The sequence below is a fragment of the Sphingomonas sanguinis NBRC 13937 genome (assembly GCF_001591005.1).
GTDB lineage: Bacteria > Pseudomonadota > Alphaproteobacteria > Sphingomonadales > Sphingomonadaceae > Sphingomonas > Sphingomonas sanguinis.
On sequence record NZ_BCTY01000034.1, the window covers coordinates 1 to 13,366 of the forward strand.

The 13,366-nt window shown below is 66.0% G+C and carries 11 protein-coding genes; 6 read left to right on the top strand and 5 right to left on the bottom strand.

Annotation, left to right across the window (positions count from 1 at the left end):
* Positions 1-57 precede the first annotated feature (57 nt).
* Positions 58-1,278, bottom strand: a complete 1,221-nt coding sequence (locus tag SSA01S_RS13275; protein WP_058751311.1) for an AI-2E family transporter — start codon at positions 1,276-1,278, stop codon at positions 58-60.
* A gap of 101 nt (positions 1,279-1,379) precedes the next feature.
* Entirely contained in the window at positions 1,380-1,556 is a 177-nt protein-coding gene (locus SSA01S_RS19835; protein ID WP_167348921.1) for a hypothetical protein, read from the bottom strand.
* A 122-nt stretch (positions 1,557-1,678) separates the two neighbouring features.
* Between SSA01S_RS19835 and SSA01S_RS13280 the strand changes: the two genes are divergently transcribed.
* Positions 1,679-2,575, top strand: coding sequence for an acyl-CoA thioesterase (locus SSA01S_RS13280; protein ID WP_061780716.1), 897 nt, complete (start codon positions 1,679-1,681; stop codon positions 2,573-2,575).
* 12 nt (positions 2,576-2,587) lie between these two features.
* Here SSA01S_RS13280 and SSA01S_RS20190 read toward each other — a convergent pair whose 3' ends face one another.
* Complete coding sequence (locus SSA01S_RS20190; protein WP_167348922.1) at positions 2,588-3,574, bottom strand: methyl-accepting chemotaxis protein; 987 nt, start codon at positions 3,572-3,574, stop codon at positions 2,588-2,590.
* Between the two features lie 309 nt (positions 3,575-3,883).
* Here SSA01S_RS20190 and SSA01S_RS13290 point away from each other — a divergent pair, with 309 nt between their 5' ends.
* From SSA01S_RS13290 to SSA01S_RS13305, 4 genes are all read left to right on the top strand, one after another.
* Positions 3,884-5,125: a TetR/AcrR family transcriptional regulator gene (locus SSA01S_RS13290; RefSeq protein WP_061780718.1), complete on the top strand. Its 1,242-nt coding sequence runs from the start codon at positions 3,884-3,886 to the stop codon at positions 5,123-5,125.
* A gap of 118 nt (positions 5,126-5,243) precedes the next feature.
* Positions 5,244-5,738 (top strand): EF-hand domain-containing protein, encoded by a 495-nt coding sequence (locus tag SSA01S_RS19550; protein ID WP_061780719.1) that lies wholly within the window; start codon positions 5,244-5,246, stop codon positions 5,736-5,738.
* A gap of 78 nt (positions 5,739-5,816) precedes the next feature.
* Positions 5,817-6,536, top strand: coding sequence for a response regulator (locus SSA01S_RS13300; RefSeq protein WP_058716332.1), 720 nt, complete (start codon positions 5,817-5,819; stop codon positions 6,534-6,536).
* A gap of 35 nt (positions 6,537-6,571) precedes the next feature.
* On the top strand, positions 6,572-7,870 hold the full coding sequence (locus tag SSA01S_RS13305; protein ID WP_082795085.1) for a sensor histidine kinase: 1,299 nt from the start codon (positions 6,572-6,574) through the stop codon (positions 7,868-7,870).
* Here SSA01S_RS13305 and SSA01S_RS13310 read toward each other — a convergent pair.
* Both SSA01S_RS13310 and SSA01S_RS13315 read right to left on the bottom strand, forming a co-directional pair.
* On the bottom strand, positions 7,867-9,348 hold the full coding sequence (locus SSA01S_RS13310; protein ID WP_061780721.1) for an MFS transporter: 1,482 nt from the start codon (positions 9,346-9,348) through the stop codon (positions 7,867-7,869). The two genes, SSA01S_RS13305 and SSA01S_RS13310, sit on opposite strands and share 4 nt — an antisense overlap.
* 32 nt (positions 9,349-9,380) lie before the next feature.
* Positions 9,381-10,412 carry a LacI family DNA-binding transcriptional regulator gene (locus SSA01S_RS13315; protein ID WP_156477791.1) on the bottom strand — a complete coding sequence of 344 codons (1,032 nt, stop codon included), beginning with the start codon at positions 10,410-10,412 and terminating at the stop codon, positions 9,381-9,383.
* 207 nt (positions 10,413-10,619) lie between these two features.
* On the opposite strand from SSA01S_RS13315, the gene SSA01S_RS13320 reads away from it, so the two are divergent.
* Positions 10,620-13,364: a TonB-dependent receptor gene (locus tag SSA01S_RS13320; RefSeq protein ID WP_170171321.1), complete on the top strand. Its 2,745-nt coding sequence runs from the start codon at positions 10,620-10,622 to the stop codon at positions 13,362-13,364.
* Positions 13,365-13,366: the final 2 nt, after the last annotated feature.

Genomic DNA, 13,366 nt, shown 5'->3' on the forward strand with positions numbered 1-13,366 from the left:
TGAAAGCGTCGAGGCGCGCCAACTAGGCGAGCCTCCCGAACCTGTCAACGGATCATTTCAACTTTCTTGCGGAACGTCCGCCGGATCACTTTCGCGGTCGAGATGGGTGAGCGTGCCATGCTCGAACAGGAAGCCTGCGATGTCGGGCTTTCCTGCGGCCTTCAGCACGGTCTGGAGGATGATGAGCAGCGGCACGGCCAGCAGCGCGCCCGTGGTGCCCCAGACCCATCCCCAGAAGCTCAGCGAGACCAGGATCAGCACCGGGCTGATGGTCAACCGGTGCCCGACGATCAGCGGGGTGATCAGGTTCGCCTCGATCAGGTGCATGCCGTACATGATCGCCGGGGGCGCCAGCGCGACCCAGATGTCGCTGAAGGTCATCAAGCCCCCGACCGCGAGCAGCAGAGCGCCGATGACCGGCCCGAAATAGGGAATATAGTTCAGCAGCGCGACGATACCGCCCCACATCAGCGGATAGGGCATCCCGAACAACGACAAGGCCCCCGCCACCGCGCCGCCCAGCGCCAGGTTGATGATGGTGATGGTGCCCAGATAGGCTGACACGTCGTCCACCACCTCCTGGATCACCCGCGCCGTCGCCATCGCGCCGTCGAAGCTGGTCCGCCCGCGAATCGTCTCGCGCCGCATCCGGGTCCAGCCCGACAGGACGAAGAAGACGACGAGGACGCCGAACAGGAACTGCACGATCAGGCCGGGCGCAGAGGTCGCCGCCAGTTCGAGGATCGAGCTGGGCGGTGAGACGGCGGCGGTCTGCGGCTGGCGGATCGGCGTCGTGGCGACTTGGCGCAGCGCCTTGTTCACATAGCGTTCGAGGCTGGAATACAGGTCGAGCAGCGGGGCCAGATTGTCCTGGATGCGGCCGATCCGGCTAGGCAGCAGGCGGAAGAAATCGGTCGCAGGCACGATGATCGCGGCCAGCGCGACATTGGCGACGATCAGGAACAGCAGCACGCACATCAGCGCCGCCACCGCCGAGGGCACGCGCCGCCGCTCCAGCCACTCCAGGATCGGGACCAGGGCGATGGCGATGACCAGCGCGGTGGTCAGCGGCAGGAAGAACTCCGCCCCCTCCTTCAACGCAAAGGGCAGCGCCAGGACGAAGCCCGCCCCGGCGGTCAGCGTCAACCCGGCCAGCAGCCGATCGCGCCGCATCGCGATCCGTACCGCATCCCGAGACCCCATGCCGACGGGCAGCCCCAGGACCGAATCGCCATCTGTCCGAATTTTTTCGACCGGGTCGTCTTGCGCGTCACTCATGGCGGACACGTTAGCGGCTTTCCCCGTCCAGAAAAGCCGCTAACGTCGCAGGAACATGACGTTTATGTCATGATTGACCCAGCCCGGCTTCAGGCCGGTTTTCACCAGGCGCGCGGGATACCCCCGGTACGCTCCGCCACGGCATTTTCGATCGACTGAAGCTGGGTCCGGGACAGGACGCCCGCATCCATCAGGTGACGCATCAATTCGTCGGTCAATGCCGCCAGAAAATGCAGTTCGGCCCGTTCCGAGGCACCATCTTCGTTCAACGCGTCCATCGCCTACTCCAACCACCCTTGATCGACGCCCTTGGTGTAGCGACGCGCTCTGAGCCGCGAAAGTATCTTTCCACCGCCGGAGCCCATTGACGTTTACGTGAGCGGCAACCATCACCCTGGGGATGACCGATCGAACGCTCCCCTCCCCCGAAGCACTGGCACAGGGCCTTGTCGCCCTGCTCGATGTCGAGGAGATCGACACCGACCTGTATCGCGGCGCCAGACAGCCCGGCGGCGAGGGCCGCGTGTTCGGCGGACAGGTGATCGCCCAGGCGCTGCAGGCCGCGCAGCGATCGACCGAGGCCCCGCGCACCGCCCACTCGCTCCACGCCTATTTCATGCGGCCCGGCGACGAGCGCTATCCCATCCTCTACCGCGTCGAGCGCGATTTCGAGGGGCGCAGCTTCGCCACCCGCCGGGTGATCGCAATGCAGAAGGGCAAGCCGATCCTGAACCTGGCCTGTTCGTTTCAGACGCCCGAAGAGGGGCTGCACCATCAGGATGCGATGCCCAACGTGCCCGCGCCCGACACGCTGACGCCGGAGCGCGAATTGCTGGCGCGGCTGGGCGACCAGGTTCCGGCCCCGCTCCGCGCCTTTCTCCAGCGGCCGCGCCCCATTGAGCTGCGCCCCGTCGACCCACGCCAGATGCTCGCGCCCGAGCCGCGCGACCCCACCCAGGCGATCTGGTTTCGCCTGGTCGCACCGATCGGCGACGACCCCGCGCTTCACCGGGCCGTCCTGGCCTATGCCAGCGACTTCGCGCTGCTCGGCACCTCGACCTTGCCGCATGGAGTAAACTGGCTGATCGACGACATGCAGACGGCCAGCCTCGACCATGCACTGTGGCTGCACGAGCCGTTTCGTGCCGACGAATGGCTGCTCTACACGACCGACAGCCCCTGGGCGGGCCGTGCGCGCGGGTTCAACCGGGGGCGCATCTTCTCAGCGGACGGGCGGCTGGTGGCCAGCGTCGCGCAGGAGGGGCTGATCCGCCTGCGGTCATCACCATCTGCCTGACGCTTGCCTACCTCAGCGGCGAAGCATCTCGCGAACCGACTGGGTGGCGCTGCGGGTGTCTTCGGCAAGCTTCTTGACCTCGGCCGCGACGATGCCGAAGCCGCGTCCGGCGGGGCCTGCCCGCGCCGCCTCGATACTCGCATTGAGCGCCAGCATGTTGGTCTGGCCCGCAATCACCGTGATGCTGTCGACGATCCGCTCCATGTCGCGCAGCATCGCCTCCATGTCGGACTGGCGCTGCTCCGCGATCAGGCGGAAGCGCTCGGCCTGGTCCAGCCGCTCGGCCGCCTCGGTTTCCAATTGCACCTGATCGGTGATGTCGCGCGCGAACTTCACGACCTTGTACGGCGCGCCGTCGACATCCAGGATCGGCGTATAGGTCGCCTGAAGCCAGACCGGCGAACCGTCCGCCCGCTGCCGTTGGAAACGCCCCGCAATGAAACGCCCCGCCGCCAGATCGGACCAGAGCCGCGCATAGGCGGGGGAGCGGACATAATCGGACGAGCAGAAACGGCTGTGATGCCCGCCGATCGTTGCCTGCCGATTATGCCCCATCAGCGACAGGAAGATGTCGTTGGCGGCGAGCACATGGCCCTGCAGGTCGAACTCGACCACCGCCTGCGATCGATCGATCGCCGCCAACTTGCCATGTGCCTCGCCGTCGCGGCGACAACGCTCGGTGACATCGGTGCCGGTCATCAGGATTTGCGCAACCTGCCCGCGCTCGTCGAGGATCGGGGAAAAGCTGCCCTCGATCCACACGGTCCGCCCATTGCGAGCGGCTAAGCGCCACTCGGCTTTCTGGAATTGCCCTTGGCGCAGGCTTTGCCAGAACTGGTAGCAGTCCTGCGACCCAACCATGTCGGCGGGGCACAGCAGGCGATACGACTGCCCCGTCAGATCCGCGTCCCGATACTCAAAGGCTTGCAGGAAATGGCCATTGGCCCAGCTGAAATGCCCGTCGACGTCGAACACCGCCATCAGATGCGACTGGGTCATCGCCCCGAAAACCGGATCGTTCCTCTGCCATATCTGGTCCGGTGGGAGGACCGGGTCGATGCTCGCCATGCCGACAAACTGACCAAAATGGTCTAAACAATCGTTAAGTTTTCGTTACGCTTACACAGGAGACATCGCCGTCCCTGCCCCCGCTTCGGCCATACCACATATTTGATGCGACGCTTGTCCGTCAGGTTTTTTTCCAATCTCTCACCGGCGAAAGCCCGGTGACCAGCGATACTTTTTCTTTTAATACAGCCATCCGTGCGGCGCCGGATGCCCCGCGGACGAGCGAGGGGATGACGACAGATGACGGCGATGCCCGTCGGTGAAGGACAGAATACCGAGCGTTTTCGTCAGAAACGCGACGCCATATTGGCGGCGGCGGCGCAGGCGATCAACGAGCAATCGGCCAAGGGCATGACCTTTGCCGATGTCGCAAGGCGCGTCGGGCTGAACACCACCAGCGTCACCTATTATTTCCGCCGCAAGGAAGAGCTGGCGGCGGCGGCGTTCGAGCATACGCTGGAACGGCTGCTGGAAATGCTGACCGAAGCGGCGGAGGAGGCCACGCCGCAGGCGCGCGTCGCCCGCTATCTGGCGATCAACTTGGCGCGGCTCGCCCGGATCGAACGGGGTGAGGAAACACCCTTTGCCGTGCTGTCCGACCTGCGCGCCATGGAGGAACCGATCCGCGGCCGGTTGATGGCCGGCTGGCAGAAGGTGTTCCGCGCCACGCGCAGCCTGTGGGGCCCCGCCGCCAGCCGCGCGCATACCGACCTGTACGGGGCACGTGCGCATGTGCTGCTGGAGAACACCTTCTGGCTGCCGATCTGGCTGGTCCGCTACGAGCCCGATCAATATGCGCGGGTCGAGGAACGGCTGCTCGATGTCCTGACCCATGGCATCGCCGCCCCCGGCTCCCTCTGGTCGCCCACCATGCTCGATCTGGAAGCGCGCCAGGGTTCCGGCACCGAGCCGGGACGCGAGGCGTTCCTGCTCGCCGCGACACGGCTGATCAACCAGCTCGGCTATCGCGGGGCCAGCGTCACGCGCATCGCGTCGGAGCTGAACGTCACCAAGGGCAGCTTCTACCACCATCTCGACGCCAAGGACGATCTGGTCGCGGCCTGTTACCGCCGCAGCTTCGACACGATCACCGCCGCGCAGCAACTGGCCGATGCGGCGGGGGGCAGCCATTGGCACCGGTTGTCGAGCGCCATCGCCACCCTGCTCGACATCCAGTTCGCCGAGCGCGGGCCGCTGCTACGCACCAGTGCTTTGTCCAGTCTCTCGGGAGAGGTGCGGGCACAGATGGTCGAGCGGTCCAATCGGATCGCGCGGCGCTATGCGGGCACGATCATGGACGGCGTGGGCGAAGGATCGATGCGCGCGGTGGATGCGCTGATCGCGGCGCAGGCGCTGATGGCGATCCAGAATGCCGCCTTCGACATGCGCAAATGGGCGAGCACCATGGAGCGTCCCCAGGCGATCGCGCTATACGCCTCGACGATCCTCTACGGCATGTTCGACGACCGGCTGCTCGGCTGAGTCGCACAATTTGCGACAAATGCGGGGGATGCGCGACATGATCGGGCGACAGGCGCGGGGCAAAAGGGTGACTATTCGGAAGGGACTTCACCCTTGCCGCCCAGAGGATGCCCAACCCATGCGAAAGACCCTGATCGGCCTTTCTCTGCTCACCATGCTGACCGCCACAGCTGCTCAGGCGCAGACCGACGCACCCCCGCCCCCGCACAGGGGTGGCGGCATGATGGGCGTTCGGCCCGATGCCGATGGCAACATCACCCGCGCCGCGGCGATTGCCGCCGCCGACCAGCGCTTTGCGGCGATGGACACCGATCATGACGGTACCATCTCTGCGCAGGAGATGCAGGCGTACCGTGAGCAGCGGCGTGCCGAATGGCAGGCGCGTCGTGGCGGCGGCGGTGGAGGCGAGCGCGCCGGTCGTCCCGATCGTCCCGCGCCCCAGCCGGTGACCGCCGAGGCCTTCCGCGCCCGCGCGCTGGCCATGTTCGACCGTCTCGACACCAATCACGACGGCAAGATCGACGCCGCCGAGCGCGCCGCCGCGCCCCGTTTCGGTCGCCGCCCCCAGGGCGACGTGCCGCCCGCCGCTCAGCCTGCCGGACAGGACGACTGAGCCGACAAGCGGGGCGACCGATTCTCCCACCGGTCGTCCCGCTTGCTAGGCCCACCCGCCATGCTAGACCCCTGCCCTATGTCCGATACGCCGCATTTGCTGCTCGTCGACGACGAGCGTTCGATCCGTGAGCCGCTGGCCGTCTATCTGACCAAACAGGGTTTTCGCGTGACCCAGGCCGGCGATGCCGCCTCGGCCCGCACCCGGCTGGCCGCCTATGCGATCGACCTCGTCATCCTCGACATCATGATGCCGGGCGAGGATGGGCTGAGCCTGTGCCGCCATATCGCCGCGACCAGCGAGGTGCCCGTCATCCTGCTGACCGCCCGCGCCGAGGAGACCGACCGCATCGTCGGGCTGGAGATGGGCGCGGACGATTATGTCGTGAAACCCTTCTCGCCACGCGAGCTGGCGACGCGGGCCAAGGTGGTGCTGCGCCGGACCCAGGCCGGGGGTGCCCGCCATCATGCGCCGGACAGCGGGTCTTACGCCTTTGCGGGCTGGGTGCTGAAGTCGGGCGAGCGCTCGCTGGTCGACCGCGAGGGCGTGTCGGTCATGCTGTCGACCGGCGAGTACAACCTGCTCCTCGCGCTGGTCAGCCGTCCGCGCCAGGTGCTGACCCGCGACCAGCTGCTCGACCTGACGCAAGGGCGCGAGGCCGCCGCCTTCGACCGCGCGATCGACAACCAGGTCAGCCGCCTGCGTCGCAAGATCGAGGCGGACCCGAAATCGCCCGAGATCATCAAGACGGTCTGGGGCGGCGGCTACACGCTCGCCGCCGAGGTCACCCGCCTGTGACGCTGCGTCTGTGGCCGCGTCGGCTCGCAGCCCAAATGGCGCTGCTGATCGCCATCGCCCTGTTTCTCGCGCAGGCGATCAGCTTCACGCTCCTGCTGGGTGAACGGCGCTCGCTGATCCTCGAACAGGTGACGGGGCCCGCCGTCGCCCGGCTGAACGATGCGGTCGAGCGAAGCGCCATGGGACGCGGCCCTGGGGCGGATCGCGGCCGGGTGCGGCGCGTCCCGTCCAACCCGGTCAAGCCCGGTCTGCCCCGCGTGGCCGCAGTCGAAACGGTGGTGCGCGAAGGGATGAAGGAGCTGGGCCATCCCGTCCTTCGCGTGGTCACGGGCATTCGCCCCTTCAACACCGCCGAATTCGACTGGCCGCGCCGCCGGTTCGACCGCAACCGCCATCCGGTCGACGAATTGCTGATCGCGATCGAGACGCCCAAAATGGGTTGGTTCGTGACCCGGTCGGGCTGGCCGCATGACGGACTGTTTATCGTCTGGCGGCTGATTACCCAGACACTGATCCTCTATGGCATCATCCTGTTACCGGTGCTGTGGATCGGCCGCCGCATCTCCCGCCCCTTGCGCGACCTGACCCGCGCCGCCGAGCGCTTCGACCCGCGCGAACGGGGCGCGCCGATCCCCGAACAAGGGCCGCTCGACGTGTCCGGCCTGATCGCCGCGTTCAATGCGCTGCGCCTCAGGATCGGGGCGATGCTAGACGAGAAGGACCGGATGCTGGGGGCGATCGGCCATGATCTGCGCACCCCGCTTGCCGCCCTGCGTGTCCGCATCGAGTCGGTCGAGGACGAACAGGATCGGCTGCGCATGGCCGATACCATCGCCGAGATGAACAAGACGCTGGAGGACATCCTCTCGCTCGCGCGGATGGGACGGCCCAGCGAGATGGAGACCGATGTCGATCTGAGCGCGCTGGTCGATGCGGTCGTCGCCGACTTCCATGATCTGGGTCAGGACGTGACCTTCGAGGAAGGCGGACGGCTCCGGCTGAAGCTGCGCCCCACGCTGATGCGGCGCGCGGTACGCAACCTGATCGAGAATGCGGTCAAATATGGCCAGTCCGCCGATGTCCGCATCGACGCGCGCGCCGACCGGGTGGCGATCGTGGTCGCCGATGACGGTCCGGGCATCGCCCCCGACCAACTGGAGACGGTGTTCGATCCCTTCACCCGCCTGGAAACCTCACGCAATCGCGAGACGGGCGGGATCGGCCTGGGCTTGGCGCTCGCCCGCTCGATCGTGCGCGAAGCGGGGGGCGATATCGTGCTGGCCAACCGGCCCGAAGGCGGGCTGGCCGCGACGATCACGCTGCCGCGTTCCTAGGCGTCCCTCGCCACCCGCAGCATCGCCAGCGCCGCCAGGCTCATCACGCCCGCCGCGATGGCCATCGTCCACACGATGTCGTGCGGAAAGAAATGAACCACCACCGCTCCCATGATCGACGATACGATCAGCTGCGGCAGCACGATAAAGATGTTGAACAAGCCCATGTAGATGCCCAGCTTTTCTGCTGGTAGCGCCGCCGACAGGATCGCATAGGGCATGGTCAGGATCGAGGCCCAGGCGATGCCGACCAGCACCATCGCCCCCATCAGCACCCACGCATCGCGGATCACCAGGAACGACGCGAAGCCCGCCGCGCCGCAGAGGAGACCCAGCACATGGGTATTCCGCCGCCCGATCGCGCGTGCCAGCGGCGGCAGCGCGAACGCCCAGAGCGTCGCGACGCCGCTATACACCGCGAACAGGACGCCGACCCAGTTCGCCCCGGCGTTGAACGCTGCGCTATTGGTGTCGGTCGTGTGGAACACCCGCTCGGCGACGATCGGCGTGGTGTAGATCCACATGATGAACAGGGCGGACCAGGTGAAGAACTGGACCAGCGCCAGCCGCTTCATCGTCGACGGCATGGCCGACAGATCGGCCAGGATCTGGCTGAGCGCGTTCTGCCCCTTGCCCGCCCGCACCAGCATCGCACTGACGATCTGCGCCAGCCCAAAGGCGCTCACGCCGCCGCCGAGCAGATAGACCGGCTTGTCGAGCGCGAACCATTTAACCGCCGCGACGATCAGGATACCCGCGACGATCCACACGGGCGCCGTGCGGATGCTGCTGGCGGGCACGGCATCGCTGTGCGCGGCCTGTCGCTCATCACTTTCGGCAAAGCGGGCGAGTTGCTCGGGTGAATATTCGCGCGTCGTCAGGACCGTCCAGAGCACCGCCGTGAACAGCGCGGCGGCCCCGATATAGAAGCCATAGCGCACCGATGGCGGCACCTCGCCAGGCCCGGCGACATTGGCGACATGGAAGACATCGGTCAGCACCATCGGCGCCAGCGATCCCAGCACCGCGCCTGCACCGATAAAGCCGGTCTGAAACGCATAACCCGCCGTCCGCTGGCGGCTGGGCAGCATGTCGCCGACAAAGGCGCGGAAAGGCTCCATGGATATGTTGAGCGAGGCGTCGAGCAGCCAGAGCAGCAGCGCCGCCCCGATCAGCTCGCCCGCATTGGGCATCCCCAACAGCGCCAGCGTTGCCAGCACGGCGCCGGCCAGAAAATAAGGCCGCCGCCGCCCGAACCGGCCCCAGGTCCGATCGCTATAATGGCCGATTACTGGCTGAACCAGCAGCCCGGTCAGCGGTGCTGCGATCCAGAGGAACGCCAAATCCTTCTCGGCGGTGCCCAGCGACTGGAAGATGCGGCTGACATTGGCGTTTTGCAGGGCAAAGCCGATCTGGATGCCGAAAAAGCCGAACGAGGTGTTCCACAACCTCCAAAAGCCTTGACGCGGCTTCTCCATAACCTCTCCCAAATTTCTGTTATCGTTATGATTTATGGCCTTATGCTCGATCCGCGCACGACCAGGGTGGCGGGCAGCAAGGTCGGCGTCGGCGGCTTGCCCGCAATTTCGGCCAGCAGCGCGCGGACCAGCAGCCGCCCGGCCGCCGCCGCATCCTGCACCACGGTACTGAGCGGCGGATGCGCAAAGCTCGCCGCCGGAATATCGTCGAAGCCGACCAGCGAAATGTCACCGGGCACGCGCAATCCCGCCTCGGCCAGCACGCGCATCGCGGCCAAGGCGATCAGGTCGCTCGCCGCCATGATGCCGTCGAACGCCTTGCCCCGGGCCAGCAATTCGCGCGCGGCCCGCTCGCCCTCTTCCTCGCTGGAGATCGCACCGACTTGTAGCGCCGGATCGCAAGCCAGCGCCGCCTCTGCCAGCGCATCGCAATAGCCGCGATAGCGGTCGTGGAATTCGGGATAATGGTCCGTCGCATCGCCCAGGAACGCGATCCGCTTGCGCCCCTGTGCCACCAGATGCCGGGTCGCGGCCAGCGCGCCCGCATGATTGTCGCAGCCGATGGTCAACCCCGGCTGTCCGGGCGCAACCGAACCCCAGCGCACGAAATGAGTGCCCCGCGCGACCAGTGTCTCCAACTGTTCGCGATAGGCGGCATAATCGCCATAGCCGAGCAGGATCAGTCCGTCCGCGCGGTGACTGTCCTCATAATCCGCCTGCCAGTTGCTGGTCGGGTTCTGGAACGAGACGAGCAGGTCGTACCCAACCTCGGCACAGCTCTCCATGATCGAGCCTAACATACCGAGAAAAAAGGGATTGATTAGCGTTCGGCCCGGCGAGGGATCGCGGAACAACAGCAGCGCCAGCGTCCGCGTCTGCCCGCTACGCAGGTTGGAGGCGGCCCGGTCGACCGTGTAGTTCAGCGTCTTCGCGATCGCCTCGATCCGCGCGCGGGTGGCGGCGCTGACCGAGGGGCTGCCGCGCAGCGCACGGCTGACCGTCGGCTGGGACACGCCCGCCATTTGCGCGATGTCGAACGATGTGGGCTTACGCGGACCGGCCAAGACGTGCGCTTCCTCCTCTCCTCCCCGCATACCGACTTTCGTGATCCGGGTTAAGCGCGAGCCCTGTCGTAATAATGCAACAGGCCGAAACGGCCGCATTGAATACGTATGCGGCATTATTCCTTTTCGACGCGAACGATTTCACAGAGGCGTCAACAACCATACCCGTTGGTCGATACGAAAACGGGATTTCTCGGAGGGGATTTCATGACGGTTCGCCCTGTGGCGCCGGCCGATGCCGCGCGCTCATTCCTGAAGCTCGGGGTCAGCACGCTGGCCATGGTCATCGCCGCGCCGGTCTTTGCGCAGACCACGACGATCGTGCCCGCACCCACCACCAGCGCCAACGACACCGCCGCGCAACAGGCGCAGTCGGACGCCGCGTCCAGCGACATCGTCGTCACCGGCTTCCGCGCCGCGCTGGAAAACGCCGTCGCCGAGAAGAAGAACCGCGACCTGGTCGTTGAGTCCGTCTCCGCCGAGGATATTGGCAAGCTGCCCGACGCCTCGATCGCCGAGTCCATTGCCCGCCTGCCCGGCGTCACGTCGCAGCGGGTGAACGGCCGCTCCAACGCCATCTCGATCCGCGGCTTCGCCCCCGACTTCTCGACCACCCTGCTGAACGGCCGCGAGCAGACCTCGACCGGCGATAATCGCGCGGTCGAGTATGACCAGTATCCGGCGGAAGTCGTCAACCAGGTCCTGATCTACAAGACGGCCAATGCCGGGCTGATCGGCCAGGGCCTGTCGGGTACGGTCGACTTGAAGACGATCCGTCCGCTCGATTATGGCAAACGCGTGATCTCGGTCGGCGCGCGCGGCACCTATGCCGATATCGGCAAGCTGAATGCGGGGTCGAAGGACTTTGGCTATCGCGCCACCGCGACCTATGTCGACCAGTTCGCCGACGATACGATCGGCGTCGCGCTGTCGGCCAGCTATCTGAACGAACCATACCAGATTCAGGAAGGCAATGCCTGGGGCTATGCCCAGACCACCGTCGGCGGCCAGCCGGTGGACGTCATCGGCGGCTCCAAGTCCTATGTCACCTCGACCACGCTGAAGCGGCTGGGCCTTTCGGGCACAGTGCAGTGGCGGATGAGCGACACCTTCACCAGCACGCTCGATGGCTTCTATTCCGACTTCAACGACGACCAGATCAAGCGCGGTATCGAGCTGCCGCTGCAATGGGGTTCGGGCACGTCGCTGACCAATGCGGTGGTCAATAACGGCCTCGTCACCTCGGGCACGTTCAACCGCGTCGAGGGCGTGATCCGCAACGACTCGTTCCAGCGCAAGGCCAAGCTCTATTCGTTCGGCTATAACGGCAAGTATAAGGGCGATGACGGCTGGAGCGCGTTCATCGACCTCAGCTATTCGCGCACCGACCGCGACGAAGTGACGCTGGAGACCTATAGCGGCACCGGTTACGGCCAGGGTGTCGGCGCGACCGATACGCTGGGCTTCACCACCGGCCGGACCGGCACCGTGTTCAAGCCGACGCTGAACTATTCCGACCCCAACCTGATCCAACTGACCGATCCGCTGGGCTGGGGCGGCTCCACGCGCCAGACCGGCTATTACAATGACCGCAAGGTCACCGATGAGATCAAGCAGTATCGCATCGAGATCGAACGCGAAGTCGAGACCCCGATCGTCAGCGCCCTGCGCTTCGGCCTGAACTATACCGATCATGCCAAGTCGCTGGCACCCAACGAGTCCTTCGTGACGCTGCCCGGCACGGCCACCATCGCGCCGGTGCCGCAGCAATATCGCCAGACGCCGACCGACCTGACCTATCTGGGCCTGGGGCCGATGCTCAGCTACGATCCGCGCGCGCTGCTGGCGGGCGGGGTCATCGTCCTGACGCCGAACACCAGCCCGGACATCCCCGCCAAGGCGTATCGCACCACCGAGCATCTGATGACCGCCTATGTGCAGGCGGACCTGAAGGCGCAGCTGGGCGCGGCCGAGCTGACCGGCAATATCGGCGTGCAGGCGGTCGGGACCGAGCAGAAGTCGCGTGGCCTGGTTTATAACGGCACCGGCTATACCAACATCACCCAGGGCGACGATTACTGGGACATCCTGCCCAGCGCCAACCTGTCGCTGCGCCTGCCCAGCGACTGGGTGTTCCGCCTGGCCGCCGCGCGCCAGATGATGCGCCCGCGCTTCGACGACATGCGTGTCGCCCTGTCCTATGGCTTCGATGCCCAGCAGGGCCTGATCTCGGGCAATGGCGGCAACCCGTATCTCCGCCCGATCCGCGCCAATTCGTTCGACGCGACGATCGAGAAATATTTCGGGACCAAGGGCTATCTGGCCGTCCAGGGCTTCTACAAGGACCTGGCGAGCTTCGTGTACAATCTGGAGCAGCCCTATAACTATGCCGGGCTGCCCCTGCCCGCCGCCGTGCCGATCGGCACGCCGACGCAGGGACGCATCACCCGACCGATCAACGGCACCGGCGGCAAGATCTATGGCGCCGAGCTGGCGGGCACCCTGCCGCTGGGCCAGATCGTCGGCTTCCTCGATGGCTTTGGCCTGACGGGCGGTGGGTCGTACACCAAGACCGAGATCACCCCGACGCCCGGCGGCAATGCCGAAGACATCCCCGGCTATTCGCGCTGGGTCGCCAACGGCACCGCCTATTTCGAGAAGTGGGGCTTCAACATCCGCGGCTCTGTCCGGTATCGGTCGACCTTCGTGGGTGAGCTGTCGGGCTTCGGTGCCAACCGCGTCCGCCGCCGCGCCATCGACGAGACGATCGTCGACGGCCAGATCGGCTATGACTTCCAGGACGGTGCGCTGAAGGGCCTGTCGCTGTTCGTGCAGGGCCAGAACCTGACCGACACGCCGTTCGTCACCGTCAATGGCGGTCGCCGCGACGAGGTGATCGATTATCAAAGCTATGGCCGCCGGTTCCTGGCCGGGTTTACCTATCGCTTCTGATG

Bases quoted from the DNA above. Each gene is read 5' to 3' on its own strand.
- SSA01S_RS13275 (WP_058751311.1), bottom strand. From the start codon at position 1,278: ATGAGTGACGCGCAAGACGACCCGGTCGAAAAAATTCGGACAGATGGC.
- SSA01S_RS19835 (WP_167348921.1), bottom strand. From the start codon at position 1,556: ATGGACGCGTTGAACGAAGATGGTGCCTCGGAACGGGCCGAACTGCAT.
- SSA01S_RS13280 (WP_061780716.1), top strand. From the start codon at position 1,679: ATGACCGATCGAACGCTCCCCTCCCCCGAAGCACTGGCACAGGGCCTT.
- SSA01S_RS20190 (WP_167348922.1), bottom strand. From the start codon at position 3,574: ATGACCCAGTCGCATCTGATGGCGGTGTTCGACGTCGACGGGCATTTC.
- SSA01S_RS13290 (WP_061780718.1), top strand. From the start codon at position 3,884: ATGACGGCGATGCCCGTCGGTGAAGGACAGAATACCGAGCGTTTTCGT.
- SSA01S_RS19550 (WP_061780719.1), top strand. From the start codon at position 5,244: ATGCGAAAGACCCTGATCGGCCTTTCTCTGCTCACCATGCTGACCGCC.
- SSA01S_RS13300 (WP_058716332.1), top strand. From the start codon at position 5,817: ATGTCCGATACGCCGCATTTGCTGCTCGTCGACGACGAGCGTTCGATC.
- SSA01S_RS13305 (WP_082795085.1), top strand. From the start codon at position 6,572: ATGGCGCTGCTGATCGCCATCGCCCTGTTTCTCGCGCAGGCGATCAGC.
- SSA01S_RS13310 (WP_061780721.1), bottom strand. From the start codon at position 9,348: ATGGAGAAGCCGCGTCAAGGCTTTTGGAGGTTGTGGAACACCTCGTTC.
- SSA01S_RS13320 (WP_170171321.1), top strand. From the start codon at position 10,620: ATGACGGTTCGCCCTGTGGCGCCGGCCGATGCCGCGCGCTCATTCCTG.